Source organism: Blautia sp. CGZ-1-C1, from assembly GCF_056504575.1.
This window is the reverse complement of record NZ_JBWLUT010000107.1, coordinates 14,006-30,909: the sequence shown is the minus strand read 5'-3', so window position 1 is coordinate 30,909 and position 16,904 is coordinate 14,006. Positions and strand designations below refer to the sequence as shown.

At 44.2% G+C, this 16,904-nt stretch carries 16 protein-coding genes and 1 tRNA gene; 6 read left to right on the top strand and 11 right to left on the bottom strand.

The genetic code is table 11. The annotated features are described in order from the left end of the window. Nucleotides 1-63: 63 nt before the first annotated feature. Nucleotides 64-1,824 carry a DUF885 domain-containing protein gene (locus AC058W_RS09760; protein ID WP_117845336.1) on the bottom strand — a complete coding sequence of 587 codons (1,761 nt, stop codon included), beginning with the start codon at nt 1,822-1,824 and terminating at the stop codon, nt 64-66. Between the two features lie 90 nt (nt 1,825-1,914). On the opposite strand from AC058W_RS09760, the gene trxB reads away from it, so the two are divergent. Then, nucleotides 1,915-2,835 (top strand): thioredoxin-disulfide reductase, encoded by a 921-nt coding sequence (gene trxB / locus AC058W_RS09755; protein WP_117675661.1) that lies wholly within the window; start codon nt 1,915-1,917, stop codon nt 2,833-2,835. A gap of 339 nt (nt 2,836-3,174) precedes the next feature. Next, nucleotides 3,175-3,900 (top strand): C40 family peptidase, encoded by a 726-nt coding sequence (locus AC058W_RS09750; protein WP_117675659.1) that lies wholly within the window; start codon nt 3,175-3,177, stop codon nt 3,898-3,900. Nucleotides 3,901-4,645: 745 nt separating this feature from the next. Here the strand turns inward: AC058W_RS09750 and AC058W_RS09745 are convergent. The 9 genes from AC058W_RS09745 to AC058W_RS09705 all read right to left on the bottom strand — a co-directional run bounded on the left by AC058W_RS09745 (nt 4,646) and on the right by AC058W_RS09705 (nt 13,414). Next, a complete protein-coding gene (locus AC058W_RS09745; RefSeq protein ID WP_117675657.1) occupies nt 4,646-5,263 on the bottom strand; it encodes a V-type ATP synthase subunit D in 618 nt (205 codons plus the stop codon). Nucleotides 5,264-5,281: 18 nt separating this feature from the next. Then, nucleotides 5,282-6,664: a V-type ATP synthase subunit B gene (locus AC058W_RS09740; RefSeq protein ID WP_117675715.1), complete on the bottom strand. Its 1,383-nt coding sequence runs from the start codon at nt 6,662-6,664 to the stop codon at nt 5,282-5,284. A 20-nt stretch (nt 6,665-6,684) separates the two neighbouring features. Further along, nucleotides 6,685-8,457, bottom strand: coding sequence for a V-type ATP synthase subunit A (locus AC058W_RS09735; RefSeq protein WP_479390015.1), 1,773 nt, complete (start codon nt 8,455-8,457; stop codon nt 6,685-6,687). Beyond that, the gene (locus tag AC058W_RS09730; protein ID WP_117675654.1) at nt 8,450-9,037 is read right to left on the bottom strand and encodes a V-type ATP synthase subunit E; all 588 of its coding nucleotides are present in this window, start codon (nt 9,035-9,037) and stop codon (nt 8,450-8,452) included. Before AC058W_RS09730 ends, AC058W_RS09735 begins: the two co-directional genes overlap by 8 nt. 12 nt (nt 9,038-9,049) lie before the next feature. Beyond that, nucleotides 9,050-9,358: a V-type ATP synthase subunit F gene (locus tag AC058W_RS09725; RefSeq protein ID WP_008705340.1), complete on the bottom strand. Its 309-nt coding sequence runs from the start codon at nt 9,356-9,358 to the stop codon at nt 9,050-9,052. A 1-nt stretch (nt 9,359) separates the two neighbouring features. Next, on the bottom strand, nt 9,360-9,791 hold the full coding sequence (locus AC058W_RS09720; RefSeq protein WP_019163225.1) for an ATP synthase subunit C: 432 nt from the start codon (nt 9,789-9,791) through the stop codon (nt 9,360-9,362). A 135-nt stretch (nt 9,792-9,926) separates the two neighbouring features. Next, complete coding sequence (locus tag AC058W_RS09715) at nt 9,927-11,867, bottom strand: V-type ATP synthase subunit I (protein WP_340284145.1); 1,941 nt, start codon at nt 11,865-11,867, stop codon at nt 9,927-9,929. A 155-nt stretch (nt 11,868-12,022) separates the two neighbouring features. Beyond that, the gene (locus AC058W_RS09710) at nt 12,023-13,066 is read right to left on the bottom strand and encodes a V0D/AC39 family V-type ATPase subunit (RefSeq protein ID WP_118411571.1); all 1,044 of its coding nucleotides are present in this window, start codon (nt 13,064-13,066) and stop codon (nt 12,023-12,025) included. A 36-nt stretch (nt 13,067-13,102) separates the two neighbouring features. After that, entirely contained in the window at nt 13,103-13,414 is a 312-nt protein-coding gene (locus tag AC058W_RS09705; RefSeq protein WP_117845343.1) for a hypothetical protein, read from the bottom strand. Nucleotides 13,415-13,673: 259 nt separating this feature from the next. On the opposite strand from AC058W_RS09705, the gene AC058W_RS09700 reads away from it, so the two are divergent. From AC058W_RS09700 to AC058W_RS09685, 4 genes are all read left to right on the top strand, one after another. After that, the gene (locus AC058W_RS09700) at nt 13,674-14,939 is read left to right on the top strand and encodes an amidohydrolase family protein (RefSeq protein WP_117675646.1); all 1,266 of its coding nucleotides are present in this window, start codon (nt 13,674-13,676) and stop codon (nt 14,937-14,939) included. 106 nt (nt 14,940-15,045) lie between these two features. Then, a complete protein-coding gene (gene trmB, locus AC058W_RS09695; RefSeq protein ID WP_118411570.1) occupies nt 15,046-15,702 on the top strand; it encodes a tRNA (guanosine(46)-N7)-methyltransferase TrmB in 657 nt (218 codons plus the stop codon). 212 nt (nt 15,703-15,914) lie between these two features. Continuing rightward, on the top strand, nt 15,915-16,070 hold the full coding sequence (locus tag AC058W_RS09690) for a hypothetical protein (protein ID WP_181977679.1): 156 nt from the start codon (nt 15,915-15,917) through the stop codon (nt 16,068-16,070). A gap of 124 nt (nt 16,071-16,194) precedes the next feature. Beyond that, nucleotides 16,195-16,267 (top strand) — tRNA-Lys (locus AC058W_RS09685). Nucleotides 16,268-16,426: 159 nt separating this feature from the next. Here AC058W_RS09685 and AC058W_RS09680 read toward each other — a convergent pair. Continuing rightward, the gene (locus AC058W_RS09680; RefSeq protein ID WP_117675642.1) at nt 16,427-16,861 is read right to left on the bottom strand and encodes a tyrosine-type recombinase/integrase; all 435 of its coding nucleotides are present in this window, start codon (nt 16,859-16,861) and stop codon (nt 16,427-16,429) included. Between the last annotated feature and the right edge of the window lie 43 nt (nt 16,862-16,904).

The window sequence follows — 16,904 nt, the reverse complement described above, 5'->3', positions numbered from 1 at the left end:
GCTGTCCACTTTGTTTTCAATAATAAAAACAAGATTCTTAAGAACAAAGCAGACAGCCAAAGGCTATTTCAGATATTTTTCCAACACCGGAAACTGTACGGGGCCGATTTCGAGGATCCTGCGGTGGAATTCTTTCAGGTCGAAATCATCGCCAAGTTTTTTCTGGCTGGCTGTTTTCAGATCAAGGAAGTTAAGGTATCCCCAGTAGTATTTCAGATAATTCCCGGGGGTTTCAACAATATACTGGTAGATTTCATTTGCAGTGGAGGCGTTGGTGATGCCGAAAGCTTTTAGAAAAGCAGCAGTGCGGGCGGCGTCCCAGCCACGATAGTGGATGCCAATGTCTATCAGCGAGTAGATGCACAGGTTCATACTACGGTTCAGCCATGCCAGACGGACTGCGCCTTTGGCTGCGGCAGAGTTTTTCATAAGGGAGGCAGCATATTCGTAACCGTAGGATTCCACATAAGTGGCCCAGCCTTCCACATAACCGGAAGAAGTGACAAGGTATCTGATGTCAGAGGGATTGCTCCGGGCGAAGGAAACTGTCTGATACAGGTGTCCGGGAAATCCTTCGTGGGCAAGAGTGCCGAAGAGTTCCAGACTGGTAGTGCGGCCGGAATCATTAATGTAAATCACATTTGGCTTCTGGGTGTCAACAGGTGGTGTGAGGTAAAAGGCCGGACTGAGGAAACTTTTCATGGATGGATGGACAGACCGGATCTCGTAGGTCACATCGCTTAATGTGGGAAAATCTTCAGTCATAAGCTTGGGCAGTGCATCCAGCATTTGTTCCGGGGACAGTGTAAGTTCGCTGACGTATCTGGACAGACCAGAAATCAAGTCAGGATCTTTCTGAAGAAGAGAACGGGTCTGCTGATAATCAGAAAGAAGCTGGGAGGACAGGCGCTGTTCGATTCTCTTGACAGGGACGTAGGTTCCGGTCTGGCTTCTGAGCAGATAAATATAGTATTCACGACCGCCCTCAAAAAAAGCCAGTCCCCGGCTGCTTTTCCCGGTTCCGCGAAGTTTCTCCAGACCATTAATCAGCTCCTGATAGGCAGGAATTACTTCTTCGCAGATTAGTTTGTGATGATATGTACAGAGCTTTTTCTGGTCTTTGTCAGTCAGGGCAGGATTAGAGAAGGCTTTTAATTTCTGAGTGAAAATGTCATCCATATAGTTGGAGTCAGGATCAGCAATAAAGGAACGGCATTGCTTCAGAATCCGGTCAAGGGTTGTATTGCTCATGAAAAGACCAGCCTGGGACTTTTGATTTTCAAGTTTCAGGATGCTCTGGAAATATGGTTTTATGGTACTTAGGAGTTTCAGATAATCGGAAATATCTTCTTTTTTATAGAAAGAATATTCTGCGAGAAGAACCGGGAGCTGTGCCTGCACGCCCAGGCTTGGACCTAGCGGCTCATCCAGAATGCTGTTTTTTCCAAGGGATACCCTGGTGTGGAAGTAGAGAAGGAGCAGATCACAGGTAAGCTGGTTTTCTTTGGAGAGTTTGGAGTAGGCAAAGGATTGCAGTTTTTTTTCATATTTCTGGCAGATGTTGGTTGTTTTGTCTGAGTCTGAGAGGACAGTACCCAGGGTGGCTTCGGGTTTTTTGATTCCTTTTTTGGAGGGATTGGCGAGGGTGTAATGCAGGGTGAGCGTGTTATTGCTTACTTCAGACTGAAATAATTCGTCGGTAAAAGCCTGAAAACGGGAATTTTCTGAAATAAAATGATCGGACAGGCAGCCCAGTCCGATTCCTGTGGCAAAAACCAGGCAGAGGGCAAGGAGTCTTTTGGGGATGCTCTTATAAATACGCATATCCACCTCGGAAGGCGCTTTTTACTATCTTATTGGAAAAGAGGGGTGAGTATGCTATCATATTTGGTAACAACAGATGGAGGTAAGAGGATGTCAGAGATTTATGATATAGCGATTCTGGGAGCAGGTCCTGCGGGAATCAGCGCAGCAATCTATGCTGCCAGAGCGAAGATGAATATTTTATGGCTGGATAAGCAGTTTGCCCAGGGCGGACAGGTACTTAACACTTACGAGGTGGACAACTATCCGGGAATGCCGGGAATCAGTGGGATGGATCTTGGTGAGGCTATGGGAGCACATGCGGCTAAGCTGGGAATTGAACCTGTAAGGGAGAATGTCCTGTCAGTAGAAGATGCCGGAACTGAGAAAATTATCCGAACAAAGAAACATGAATACAGAGCGAAAACAGTGATCCTTGCCTGTGGTGCAAGCCATCGCAGACTGAATATTCCTGGCGAAGAAGAACTGTCCGGAATGGGTGTTTCTTACTGCGCTACCTGCGATGGTGCTTTCTTTAAGGATAAGACCGCGGTTGTCGTTGGTGGTGGAAATATGGCAGTAGAGGACGCAATCTTTCTTTCAAGAATCTGTAAGAAAGTTTATCTGCTTCACAGACGGGATGAATTGCGCGCAGACGAGATCCTACAGGAGAGCTTGTCAGCATGTGAGAATGTGGAGATGATATGGAATAGTGTGGCAGTGGAGATTCAGGGTACAGAATGCGTCACAGGACTGAAAATCAGAAATGTCCTGGATGATACAGAATCCGTAATCGATACAGATGGAGTTTTTATTGCTGTAGGAATCCTTCCGAATACAGAAAAATTCAAAGGTCTGGTGAAACTTGACGAAGCCGGATATATTATTGCGGGAGAAGAGGGAATTACGGAAACACCGGGTGTTTTTGCGGCGGGAGATATCCGCACAAAGATGCTGCGACAGGTTGTGACAGCGGTGGCGGATGGCGCGAATGCGGTGATTTCTGCACATAATTATCTGATTCGGCATTAATGTTATACTTCACTCTGATTTTGAGAATTCGTTAACAGAGAGCTTGATTAGTATATCTATTTCATACTTTTTTTATTTGACATAACTTGGAAACTATGCTAATATACACAAATGCGTAACTTGTTGTAACAAAAACGTAACAATTAACGAAGCTTCATTATTCAAGGAATGTAGAGAATGATGTTTGTTACTGGGCACGGAGTGAACAGTAAATGATGTTCGCCAGCTGATATTTGGAAGGTGTTTGTCTGATTCATGGCAATATGAAATATGCCAAATAGAAGCATAGTGAAAGTGTCCCAGAGATTGGAGTGTATATTAACAGGAGTTGACAGGTAAATGAATAATAAAATAAAAGCAATTTTAATGGCAGTAGCTGTAAGTTCTATGGTTCTGACACAAGGAGTGAGTGCGGCACAGTTTGATGACGGTGAGCAGGTGTTTTCTGATGGAACAGACAGCAGCGAAGCAACCGGAAGTGTGAGTGCTCTGGCAAGTGCTCTTGCGAAGCAGACAGAAGAGGAAACTCAGAAGTTTGTAGCGAAGAAAGAGGAAGCAGCCCAGATCCGCGAGGAGAGAAGAATCGAGAAGGCGGAAAATGCATCTGAGAAAGCAGAGCAGGAAAAGGCAGCAGCGTTGGAGAGTATCCGGCAGACAGTTGAGGATGCAAAGAAGAAAGCAGCCGAAGAGGCAGAAGCAAAGCGTGTCGCCAAGAGACAGGCAGTAGTGGATTTTGCACTGCAGTTTGAGGGAAATCCTTATGTATACGGTGGAACAAGCCTTACAAACGGTGCTGACTGTTCTGGTTTTGTAATGTCTGTATTTGCCAACTTTGGCTATAGCCTTCCGCGTGTGGCAGCAGCCCAGTGTGATGCCTCCACTAAGAAAGATATCAACCAGATTGAGCCGGGAGATCTGGTATTCTATGGAAGCGGAGCTATCGATCATGTAGCGCTTTATATCGGTGATGGAAAGATCATTCATGCCAGCGGTGCTGCTACAGGAATCAAGATTTCCAACTATGATTATGAACAGCCGACAGCGATTGGAACATTCATGGAATAATAAGAAATAATTGTGATTATGTAAAAGCCTCGTTTAGAGCTTACTCTTATATTTGAGTAACGATAAATGAGGCTTTTTATGTGTCTGTTTAACCGAATCAAGTAAGTCCCCTGCGGAGATCGCAGACAGTAATAAGTAGTGAGTAGAGTCTTTCTTGAATATTCATTTATCCACCCATAAGAAGCATAAAACAGAGGATTCGACAAATTGCACAAAGAATGTCGAAAGGTGGGATAAGTGGATAAAGTCATACACATTCTATCCACATGTATAACCTTTAAAAAATCCCGTAAATTAAAGTTATACACAAAGTTATCCACATTATCCACATTTTATGTGTGTGGAATACTTGATTTACATAACAGAAAAAGAAACGAATGTTTTGTGTAAAATGATAAATCCGCATTTTACGACAGAAAAAATCAAAAATCTATTGACTTTTTTATATTCTAAAAATCATATAATATTGCGCGCAAAAGGCAAAATAAAGGATTATATATAAAAATAATCAGAATATTCAAAAAGGTATTGTGCAGATAGACACAACAGAATATAAAAAGAGAATCCGAGTGTGTAAAAGATGAAATTTCCACATAGGAGAGACAGATGTGGATGACAGATACACAAAACAAATAATGATGGGGATAACTTTTTAAATAGTTTTCCACATGTAAAAAGCAGCCAGATGGGTTCAGAATTTTTGGATTCCGGACATACATCTGGCTGTTTTTTAATTACTTTATATTTATTTTTGCTTCATTCGCTTGATGACTTTCAATCTGGTGAATTCCTCACGCTCTTTTTCTTCCAGTGCATTCTGGATATCCTTGGTCAGTGCCTCGTACTTCGGAATTGTGATATTCTTCAGTGCGTTGGCACGTTTCTGCGTCTTTTTGATGTTGGCTGCGAGACGGATGGCTGCGTTTTCCACCATAGAGAGGCGGATGGACAGCTCTTTTACCTTCTCGAATGCAGCCTTGGCTTCGTCCAGGGACATCTTTGTGCTGTAGTAAGCGTAGGTTGGGGTATTGCTGGTTTTGTCATATTCCACAAGAGGAATCTCCGTACCCATAACGCTTCGGGTTTTGATACGGATGGAATTCTCTATGGGAACGGTACAGGCAATCTGCTGGACAAAGGCAATGCCGATTTCCATATTTGCCTTCTGGAGCGCAGCGTAAGCGGCGCGGAAAGTGACATCAATCTGCGTCTGGATATCCTTTGCCTGATCAATCAGATCCATCATCTCGCGGATCAGGATGTTACGCTTCTTGTCCATCAGTTCATAACCCTGACGGGAAAGTTTCAGCGAGTTTTTTGCAAGTATCAGGTTTCCCTTGGTGGGAAAGGTATTCGGATCCATTCAATCACCTCGCTTCTTTTAGCGTACTGTTTCGTGATAGTATTTATCGAGGATCTTCGTATCGATTCGGTCAAGTTCTTCCTTCGGAAGAAGTCCCAGAAGCTCCCAGCCTTTATCAAGAGTCTCGGTGATGCTTCGGTTCTCCGTCTCTGACTGACCGACGAATTCATTTTCAAAAGCCTTACCAAATACCAGATATCGTTTATCCAGTGGAGAGAGCTCATCCTCACCGATAACAGAAGCAAGGGCTCTGGCATCTCCAACCTTTGCATAACAGGAGAAAAGCTGGTTTGCTACGTCCTGGTGGTCGGCTCGGGTGTAGCCTTCACCGATACCATCTTTCATCAGACGGGAAAGGGATGGCAGTACGTTGATCGGCGGGTAGATTGCCTGCCCATGAAGCTGTCTGTCCAGAACAATCTGGCCCTCGGTGATATAACCGGTAAGGTCAGGGATTGGGTGAGTGATATCATCGTTAGGCATGGTCAGGATTGGAATCTGAGTTACAGAACCTGGTTTGCCTTTGACGATACCGGCGCGCTCGTACAGGGTTGCAAGTTCACTGTACAGATAGCCCGGGTAACCTTTACGGGACGGAATCTCACCTTTTGAGGATGATACTTCTCGCATGGCCTCGCAGAAAGAAGTGATATCTGTCAGAATGACCAGGATGTGCATTCCTTTTTCAAAAGCAAGATACTCTGCGGCGGTGAGGGCAATCTTCGGTGTAAGAAGACGCTCAACAACCGGATCGTTTGCCAGGTTCAGGAACATGACTACGTGGTCTGCAGCTCCGCTTTCCTCGAAGGTACGGCGGAAAAATTCTGCGACATCATATTTGACACCCATTGCTGCGAAAACAATGGCAAATTTTTCATCAGAGCCTTCTCCCAGGGATGCCTGCTGTACGATCTGTGCAGCCAGCTTATCGTGTGGAAGACCATTTCCGGAAAAAATCGGAAGCTTCTGACCACGGATCAGCGTGGTCAGTCCGTCAATCGCGGAGATACCGGTGTTGATATAGTTTCGTGGGTATTCGCGGGCTACCGGGTTCAGTGGAAGTCCGTTGATGTTTAATTTGACTTCCGGGGTGATGTCGCCCAGTCCGTCGATTGGCTGGCCGATTCCGTTGAAGGTTCGTCCCAGGATCTCCGGGGAAAGTCCGATCTCCATTGGGTGTCCGGTCAGTCTTGTGTGGGTATTGCTTAAGGACATGCTGTCTGTTCCCTCGAAAACCTGGATTACAGCTTTGTCCTCGTAGATCTCAATAATACGGCCGATCTTGCGAGTCCCGTCGTCCATGTGAAATTCTACGATTTCTTCATAGGAGGCATTTTTGACTCCTTCCAGGACCACCAGAGGTCCGTTTATTTCGCTTAAGCCTAAATATTCAATTGCCATAAACTTCTCCTCTCCCGGCATCAGCCGTTTCTCTTCATAATGTCGTCGTAGAAAGTGTCGATATCCTGTTTATACTGGTCAAATTTCTCAAGCTGATTATTTGCTACATCATATTTAATGGAAATGATTTTTTCAAAAATATTGTTGCCTTCTTTGAGTATGGAAACAGGCATTCCGCGGTTGATCAGTGCGCGGCATTTTTCATAAAGATAGAGAATCGTTTCCATCATCTTAAATTGTTTTTCCATAGGTACGCAGGTGTCTTCTGCGTGGAAAGCATTCTGCTGGAGGAATCCCAGACGGATGACTCTGGCGATTTCCAGTGTCAGTTTCTGGTCATCAGGAAGAACGTCACTACCTATCAGTTTAACGATCTCCATCAGGGAACTTTCCTGATTCAGAATCGCCATCAGCTGGTTTCTGTCTGCCACAAATTTCGGGGAAACATGTTCTCTGTACCATGGTGTCAGGTCTTCCAGATATTCACTGTAGCTGGTCAGCCAGTGGATCGCAGGGAAGTGACGGGCATAGGCAAGAGATTTGTCCAGCCCCCAGAAGCAGCGGACGAAACGCTTGGTGTTCTGTGTGACAGGCTCTGAGAAGTCACCACCCTGAGGGGAAACAGCTCCGATAATGGAGACAGAGCCTTCCGTTCCATTTAAGTTCTGCATCATTCCCGCACGCTCATAGAATGCGGACAGCTTGGATGCCAGATATGCAGGGAAACCTTCCTCGGCAGGCATTTCCTCCAGACGTCCAGACAGCTCTCGAAGTGCCTCAGCCCAACGGGAAGTGGAGTCTGCCATGATGGCTACGTCGTAGCCCATGTCGCGGTAATATTCCGCGAGGGTAACACCTGTATAAATAGAAGCTTCACGTGCCGCAACCGGCATGTTTGAAGTATTGGCAATCAGTGTGGTTCTGTCCATCATCAGGTTTCCGGATTTCGGGTCGATCAGTTTGCTGAAATCTTCCAGAACCTGAGTCATCTCATTACCACGCTCTCCGCAGCCAATGTAGATGATGATATCTGCGTCAGACCACTTGGCAATCTGATGCTGTGTCATTGTTTTACCGGTACCGAAACCTCCCGGAACAGCGGCTGTACCGCCTTTTGCAATCGGGAAAAGGGTATCCAGGATACGCTGGCCTGTGACAAGCGGAACGCTTGCAGGGAAACGTTTGTGTGTCGGTCTTGGGATACGGATCGGCCATTTCTGCGCAAGTGCCAGATCTTTGGTAGTGCCGTCTGCGAACTGAATGGTTACGATTGGTTCCAGAATGGTGTATTCTCCGTCAGGAACCGCATGGATAACTGTGGCTTCTGTGAGATTCGGAGGCACCATGGATTTATGAAGGATAGAATCGGTTTCCTGGGTTTCTGCGATGATAGAACCAGGTCCTACGACATCTCCTTCTTTTACTGTGATGTGTGTTTTCCATTTTTTTTCTGTGTCAAGAGAGTCTACGCTGACACCTCGGGAAATATATTTGCCTGAAGCTTTGGCAATTTCTTCCAGGGGACGCTGGATACCGTCAAAGATGTTGTGAATGATTCCAGGTCCGAGAAGTACGGAGATGGCATCTCCTGTACCTGTAACTGTATCTCCTGGTCTGAGGCCTGTAGTTTCCTCAAAAACCTGTACGGTGGTCATGCCTTTTTTCAGGCCAATGATCTCACCTACCAGATGTTCCGGACCTACATAAACCATCTCGGAGATTTTAAATCCATTGTCGCCCTTCAGATAAATGACGGGGCCGTTGACACCGTAGATAATACCTGTATTACTCATGTTCTGGTCCTCCGTCAAACTTGAATTCTTTGTATGCTGCCTCAAAATTTCCTGCAAAAGAGTGATCGATCAGGATGTTCTTGTGAGGAATCGTGGCGCGGATACCGCCAAGGAAGGAGTCTTTGGCGAGCTGAATGGCTGCGCCTGTGCGCTGTTGAAGCTTCTCTGAAAGTGCGCTGTCTTCCGGGGAAAGATAGATGGAGATTTCATCGTTTTCGGCAAAGTCCAGAGCTTCTTTGATCTTTTCACTGAGATAATCTTCATATTCCGAAGTTTTGGTGAAGGATTTGAGAAGTTCTTTTACCTCAGAGAAGATTTTCTCTTTTAAATCATTCTGTTTCTTGGTCCAGTCGCGTTTGATCGTGAGCTGTTCTGCGGAAAGCGCCTTGTTTACTTCACGTCTTGCATTGGCGGTTTCTGCTTTGATCTGTGCCTGGGCATTTTCCTCACTGAGGGCCTTGCGCTCTTCTGTCATTTTTTCCAGAGTCTGTCTGTGCTCTTCAAGAATGGCGGCAGCTTTTGCGCGGGCATCTTCAACAGTGATATCATAAAAATGGCTGAGTTTTTCATCAATTGTCATGTTAACACCTGCCTATAGTTTTAGTCCAATCGCCTCATTTACATATGAGGTAATAAAATCCGGTTTGCGTCCAGTACCGTGCCTGTCGGGGATTTCGATGATCAGAGGGGTCTTGTGATGAAGCTTTACATCATCAATAATTTCAGGAAACTCCCGGCCGAATTTCTCGGTCAGGAGTATGATTCCGATTTCTTTATTGGAGATGGCTTTCTGCAAAGCATCTTTTAATTCATCATGTGTGTGAACAACTACACCCTCTACACCTGCCAGTCTCATCCCTGTGTAGGTATCGATATTGTCGCTGATCAAAAACATCTGCATCTTATAACTGTCCCAGAATCATGAAGGAGATGATCAGTCCGTAAAGGGCAACACCTTCTGCAAGACCTACGAAGATAAGGGATTTACCAAGGATACTCTGATCCTCGCTGATAGCGCCTAAAGCTGCGCTTGCCGCACTGGCAACGGCAATACCACCACCGATACAGGAAAGACCGGTTACAAGGGCTGCTGCGATGTAGCCCATACCTGTTGCAAGACCTGCCTCAGAACCGGCAGCAGCCTGTACAGAAGAAGCACCTGTGAACATTACGGCGATGGCGATGAGCATTGTGCCAAAGAAGAAGAATGCGTTTACGCCGATGGCTGTTTTGTAACGACCGCGGTTTTTCTCGCCAATGAGATAGTATCCAAATGGAAGGATGATGCTGAGTACCAATGCGATTGCTAAAATAATCTGTGCTATTGTTGTCATAATTAAATCTCCTCTTGGTTTTATTTTAACCGAATAAACTGCGAAGCAGTTATTCGGTTATGAGCAAGTAGCGAAGCGGATTGCGAATATCCGCTTGACTGAAAAGTATTATGCGTTTTGATATTTTTTCTTTATTTATTTTACGGAGCGGAATGGCTCAAATTTACGTCCCGTACCTTTGTAGAAACGGCTGAACATTTCGTAATATTCCAGACGAAGTACCTGGATACCTACGATCAGACCTTCCATACCGCATACAAAAAGGTTTCCAAGGACTACCACTACCCAGTTAAGATTTCCGCTTTCCGCGCCTGCGAGCATGAGGACAACTTCCATCATAGCTGCATGGCTGACTGCGAAAGCTCCGATACGGACAAAGGAAAGGGTATTGGAGAAGTAGCTTAACAGGACTTCAAACATTTCAAAAAGTCCCTGTACAATGAACATTCCTTTTTCCTTCGGCATAACTTCTGATTTCTTCTCGATAAGGGCTGTGAGAGGCTCTTTCAGGAAAATCAGGATCAGCGGCACACCAAACATGATAAACAGTACGATTCCTCCCGGAAGTGTATGACCGGTCAGGATCAGTGCGATGGAAACAACTGCGGATCCGTAGAATACCAGACCTGCTATGGAGTTTGTATCGAACCAGATATGCTCGATATCTCCGGCTTTCCACGCGTTTAAGATGTTAAATACCATACATAAAAGGATGATTCCCATACCAAAACCAATGGCAATGATAAATACAGTATTCAGTTTTCCGATAAACGGAACAGACATCATATTGTTCATCGGACGCAGCCACAAGGCAGGTATCACATCTTCAAATCCGAAGATACTTCCGAACATAAATCCGAAGAATGTGGAGAATACACCTGCGCAGCTGATGATACCTGCCAGTGTGATATGTTTAAATTTATAAAGCAGGAAACCACCGATAAAGAGCAACAATCCCTGTCCGACATCACCGAACATTGCACCGAAGATAAAGGAATAGGTCAGTGCCACAAACCATGTCGGATCCATCTCATTGTAGGCTGGAAGGCCATACATTTTGATATACATTTCAAAAGGTTTGAACAGCTTCGGATTCTTTAATTTGGTCGGCGGCTGCTGGTGCACGCCAGGTTTCAGATGCTCGTCTTCTTCACCATCAATAATGCAGAAGATACGGCTGTCATCCTTGATATCTGCCTGGAAAGAATGTGCATCTTTCTCAGTCATCCATCCACATAAAATATAGAAGACATCCTTATCCCCATGGGTACATGCTGCAAGTCTGCGCACATCAAAATTGCCGGAAAGCTGTGCGATCGCGTTGCGGGATGCTGCGATATCTTCTTTGTTCTGCTGGAGAAAATCAGCTTTTTTCTGGTTCGCAGACTCCAGTCTGGCAGCTACATCGCTGCGTTTTTTGGTGAGTTCTTCGAATGCTGATTTGGCAGTCCCTTCATAAGTATCCGGCATATAAATCCGCTCGAAATGCATGGAAGAGTAGACGGCTTTGACCTTCTGTGCTTCATGTTCCGGCACGAAATATACACCCCAGATATACTGGTCATCTTCGTCACATTTGATAAAGATCGTGTCCAGATTCTCATAAATATACTTCTCAAATTTCTGATAATATTCCTTCTCAATTCTTCCGAAACGGAAGTGGATGAACTGGAATTTCAGGATTGAGGAGAGGTTGTAATTGATGTTTCTGAATGGTCTGATCACTCGCAAAGATTCATCAAGTGCTGCAAGCTGACTCTCCAGATCCGCGCGGGTATTGCTCAGTTCCTGATAATCGGACTGAAGCCGGCGGATGGTATTTAATGCCTCTTCCGTATTCATTGATCGGACGGAAATCTGCTTTGTATCCGTCAGCTCCTCATAAAAGCTGTTAGCAGTAGTGAGTGCTTCTTTATATGGATTAATCTCCATAAAGGGAGAAAGACTCTCCACTGCAGTCAGCTCGGAAAGGGCATTTTCCAGATGGATTTCGTACTTGCATAGGTAGGTGTTTACCACTCTGTCAATATCGGTTTTCGGACCGGTAATGCTCAGAAACTTCATTTTCTCAATCATAAATTCACCTCCTGGTTAGTTGTATTTAATACAGTTTACATAATATGAATATATAACTTGTATGAAATCTGCTGTATTATTCTATAGTTTTTATAGTCTGCAAAAAATATTATGTGCAGATTATAAAGCTTGTGGATATCAGCTCATGAGTTATGTCAGTTATTACATATATAACGCATGGCTTCATCATGCTGTACGCCATAACGGACGCATTCAATAGCAATCGTCAGGCGGTTTACTTCATGTTCCTTATGATATAGGTAGGAATAGATCACTGCCACAGAATAGGGATTCCTGTGCGCTTCTTTTTCCAGGATACTGCGGAGGATATAGTTGTAAAATTCCTCCAGATTGGCAACAGTAAGCTGCCCATATCTGGTGCCGTACCATGTTTTCTGGAAAATCCTTCTGGCATCTTCCGGTGTCGGAGCTTCTACCAGAGCGGTGAGCTCTTCTTTCTTTAATTTATAATTCATAGGGATCAGAAGCGCATAAATACTTGCCGGATCCATGTTGAAATATCGTTTGGAACGTTGGATAAACTGCAGGTTCAGCATATCGAATTTCTCGCCGTAGGTACGGGTGATTTCTTCCAGATCCTTGCCTTTAAACAGCTTCTTGCGTACGTTCCAGATCTGTGTAAAATAGTACAGATCCAGTGCCATACCGTAGTCAAAAAGAAGCGCCGTTTCGTGTTCCTGAATCTTCGAAAGCGGGATATAAAACTCGTTTCCTTTGAGGCAGGAGATCAGTTCTTCCATGGTGGAACAGGCTGTGATCTGGTCTACATCGATGTTGGAATGCAGGCGGAAGAAGTCACGATACGGAGAGACATCAACAGGGTCTGTGTCGCGGTGATCGAAGATATTTGTCATAACTTCTTTCAGTACACGAATCTCATATCGCTTGGAATACAGATCCAGAAACTTACGCTGTTCGAGATTTGCAAAGTGATAGATTCTGGAGAAATTCTGGAAAATAGATTTCTTCAGAAGCTTCTCAATCTGGCCCCGGTGCAGGGTATTTTCATCCAGTGCATCCCATTTGGAAGAATATTCCGGCATTCGTTTCAGATAGGCAGCTACCTGTGTAACGTTGGAGAGCTGGAGAATTTCCTCGAACTGCTCCATGGTAGTGAGTCTGCTCTGCATTGCGCGGATTTTCGTGGAAAGTCCGCTGTAGGAGAGTACGCCTCCCATTATTGCTCACTTCCTTTCCTGATATTTTGTATTTGATTACATAGATAAAATTTTCTCAAATAGTTCCCGGGAAAGCTGTGTGTGCTGCTGCTCATACTGGGCATCAAGAGAAGAAAAGGTAGCCTCGGTGTCTGCCCGTAACTGCGATAGTCGGGAGTCTTTTTCTTCTTCAAGCTGCTGACGGATCTTTAGAATCTGTTCATTTGTCTGAGATTCCAGCAGATCATCGTAATCTTTACATTTCTTTTCCGCTTCTTCAGAAAGCACTTGCTTTTGTCGGTCGCAGTCTTCCATGATGCGTTGGGCTGTAAGCTCGATTTCAGATAATTTGTTAAGTATCTGCTCCATCTTCAACCTCCTTAGTTGTCAAATTTTTACAAAAAAATCAGATTTACTATGTGTAAAATAGTAATATCTGTTAGATATAATACACCCTTTTGTTGAAAAAAACCATCTAAATTTTCTTTAGAGAGAAAAACTTGTTATTTTTTAAACAAGGCGGGGAAATGGATGTTATTGGGTGAATGGGTGTGGTATAATGACTTATCGCAATTGTTCAGTGCATTAACAGTTACGTTTTATGTATAATTAATTCAGGAGGGATAAAATGGCGGATTTTGTATGTCATGGAGATATTTTATATTCGGAAAGTATAGAGAAACTGAAAGTATTTGAGGACAGCTATCTGGTAGTGCAGGATGGTTTCGTTGAGGGAATTTATGAAACTCTTCCTGAGAAATTTCAGGGAGTGGAGGTAAAAGATTATGGCAGAGGTCTGATCATACCGGCATTCTCTGACCTGCATATTCATGCTTCCCAGTTTGTGCAGCGTGGAGTCGGAATGGACAAGCTGCTTTTTGACTGGCTTAATGATTATACATTTCCGCAGGAAGCCCGTTTCGCATCCATGGATTACGCAAAGAATGTGTATGATCAGGTAGTGACAGAACTGCTCAGACAAGGAACGTTTCATGCGAGTCTTTTTACGACGATTCATTATGATGCGTCAGATTACCTGTTCAGGGCGCTGGCTGATAAGGGAATGTATGCGTATGTGGGTAAAGTGAATATGGACATGAATTCTCCTGAGTATCTGTGTGAGACGACAGAAGAATCCCTGAAAGAGACAGAGCGCTTCCTTGCAGAACATCAGGGAAAAGGAACTGTGCAGCCGATTCTGACACCGAGATTTGCACCGACCTGTTCTGAGCCGTTAATGAAAGGACTGGGCGAACTGGCTGCAAAATATCATTGCGGATTGCAGACTCATCTGGTAGAATCTCAGGCAGAGGTGAAATGGACGTTGGAATTATTTCCAGATTATGGTTCGGATGCAGAGATTTATGAGAGAAATGGACTGCTGGAACATGGACCGTCTATTTTTGCACATTATATTTTTCCATCTCAGGCAGATCTGGATATTATCCGCAAAGCTGGCAGCGTAACAGTGCATTGCCCGGATGCAACTACCAATATTATAGCAGGAATTATGCCGGCGAAAGCATTAAGTGAGAAAGGCGTTCCGATCGCCATGGGCTGTGATATCGGAGGCGGACAGCATGCGGCTGTTTACAGACAGGTTGCAAGAGCAGTACAGCTTTCGAAACTGAAAGAGTTTTATGAACCGGAAGGAAATGGAAGCATAACGTTTGCACAGGCATTTCATATGGCAACCAAGGCTGGCGGAAGCGTATTTGACCGCGCAGGTTCTCTGGAGAAAGGCTATCGGTTTAATGCGCTGGTGCTTGACGGACTGGAGGATGAAGGCTTTACCCTGAGCCCGGAGGAAAGAGCGGAGAGATTCTGCTATGCGGGAGATGACAGGAATATAATAGGAAGATTTATTGATGGCAAGGAGATAATTTTGCCGTAATATCAAAGAAAATAGAGATGGAATTGCTATAGTTTATATTGTCTGATATAAAGAGACAGAGGTTGGACGATTAACGTTTTACTAATAAAATATATAAGGAGAGACTATGAGATTAAGAAATATCCCTGGGGCACAGGATTCGATTCTGGAGAGCCCTTATGTGGTGCAGGAGCCACAGACAAAGAAAGGACACTGGGCGGAGGTTTTTGCGAAAAAGCAGCCGCTTCATATAGAAGTAGGAATGGGAAAAGGACGCTTTCTGATGGACCTGGCGCGTCTTCATCCGGAGATCAATTATGTGGGAATCGAGATGTATGACAGTGTACTTCTGCGTGCGCTGCAGAAGAGAGAAGAGCTGGAGCAGAACGGAGAGGTTTATTCCAATTTATTCTTTATGAGAGTAGATGCCAGACTTCTGCCGGATATTTTTGAAAAGGGAGAGGTGGATAAAATTTATCTGAACTTTTCCGATCCATGGCCAAAAGCACGCCATGCAAAACGCCGTCTGACATCGAGAGAATTCCTGGCGCGTTACGACCAGATTCTGGTGCAGGACGGAAAGGTGGAATTTAAGACGGATAACAGGGATTTGTTTGAGTTTTCGTTGGAAGAAGTGAAAGAGGCAGGCTGGAATCTGGAAAACTATACCTTTGATCTGCATCATAATGAAGAGATGGTGCAGGGGAATGTGATGACGGAGTATGAGGAGAAATTTTCCTCTATGGGGAATCCAATCTGTAAGATGGTGATTTCAAGGGGATAATTTTTGCTATGTTTCAGCCTGGTGTAGAGATGTGTAGTGAAAACAGATTGTGGATATCTGTCTGAAGTCTTAGTGTTTCGCTGGATAGCTAATGGACAGGAATACAATATTTTACAGATGTAGTATTTCTGTGACTGGAATATGAAGCCTGCGTTGCATAATATAGTGTAAGAAAATCCAAGGGGCGCTTCGCGCCCCGAAGGAGTCTGCCTATGAAACGAAAAAGTTCTTTCCATAATAAGATGGTACAGTTTGGATATGAGCATAAAAAATTTGACAATACTTTCAGCCAGGTGCGAAAGTCAGCAGAAGAGGTCAATAAGATGCTAAATAAGATGTCTAAAAAGGATGAAAAAAAGGAAAAATAAAAGAAATAGAAAATTTTCTAAAATTTTTTTAAAATACCTATTGACATTTTATCTCACATTATATATAATATCACTTGCGTTGAGGAGTTAACAAGACATCAACACAAAGAAAACAAAAGAATATGCGCCTTTAGCTCAGTTGGTAGAGCACCTGACTCTTAATCAGGGTGTCCAGGGTTCGAACCCCTGAAGGCGCACTAAGAACACTGTTTTTGCGGACAAAGCGATTGCCGCGGGGACGGTGTTTTTTATGTTTTATGGGAAAGTGAAAAATAAAGGTGTCTGGGAAATAGATAGAAATGAAGTATTTACGCCCCTATGGAGAAAGTTCCACAGGGGCGTAAAAGTATTTTATGCTATTGATACCTCTTAAAGAACACAGGGTCAAGCTGGTAAATATCTTCATGGAGAAGGGAAGACTGCTGCGCAAGATGCAGATAAACCCTGGTTACCTTATAATCCGTATGTCCAAGAAGCAGGCGGAGCATCTCGATGTTACCGCCGCCTTTAATATATGACGTTGCAAAAGTATGTCGACAAAGATGGGGATGAAGCCGATCTATGCCGGATTTCTTTTTTATCCGGGCAAAGAGCTGCTTGATCACATTGGAGTTGATCGCTTCCTGTTGTCTCATCTGTAAAAACACATAGGACATAGGAGAAAGAGCTGTATACTTGCGATGGATCACACAATACTTCATCAGGTTTACTTTCAGCCGGGGGCAGAGAATCACAAGTCTTGTCTTGGATCCCTTAGATTTATATACCTGAATGATATTTTTATCAAACATAAGATCACAGACGGAGGCCAGGAATCATTTTTAACTAGAAAAT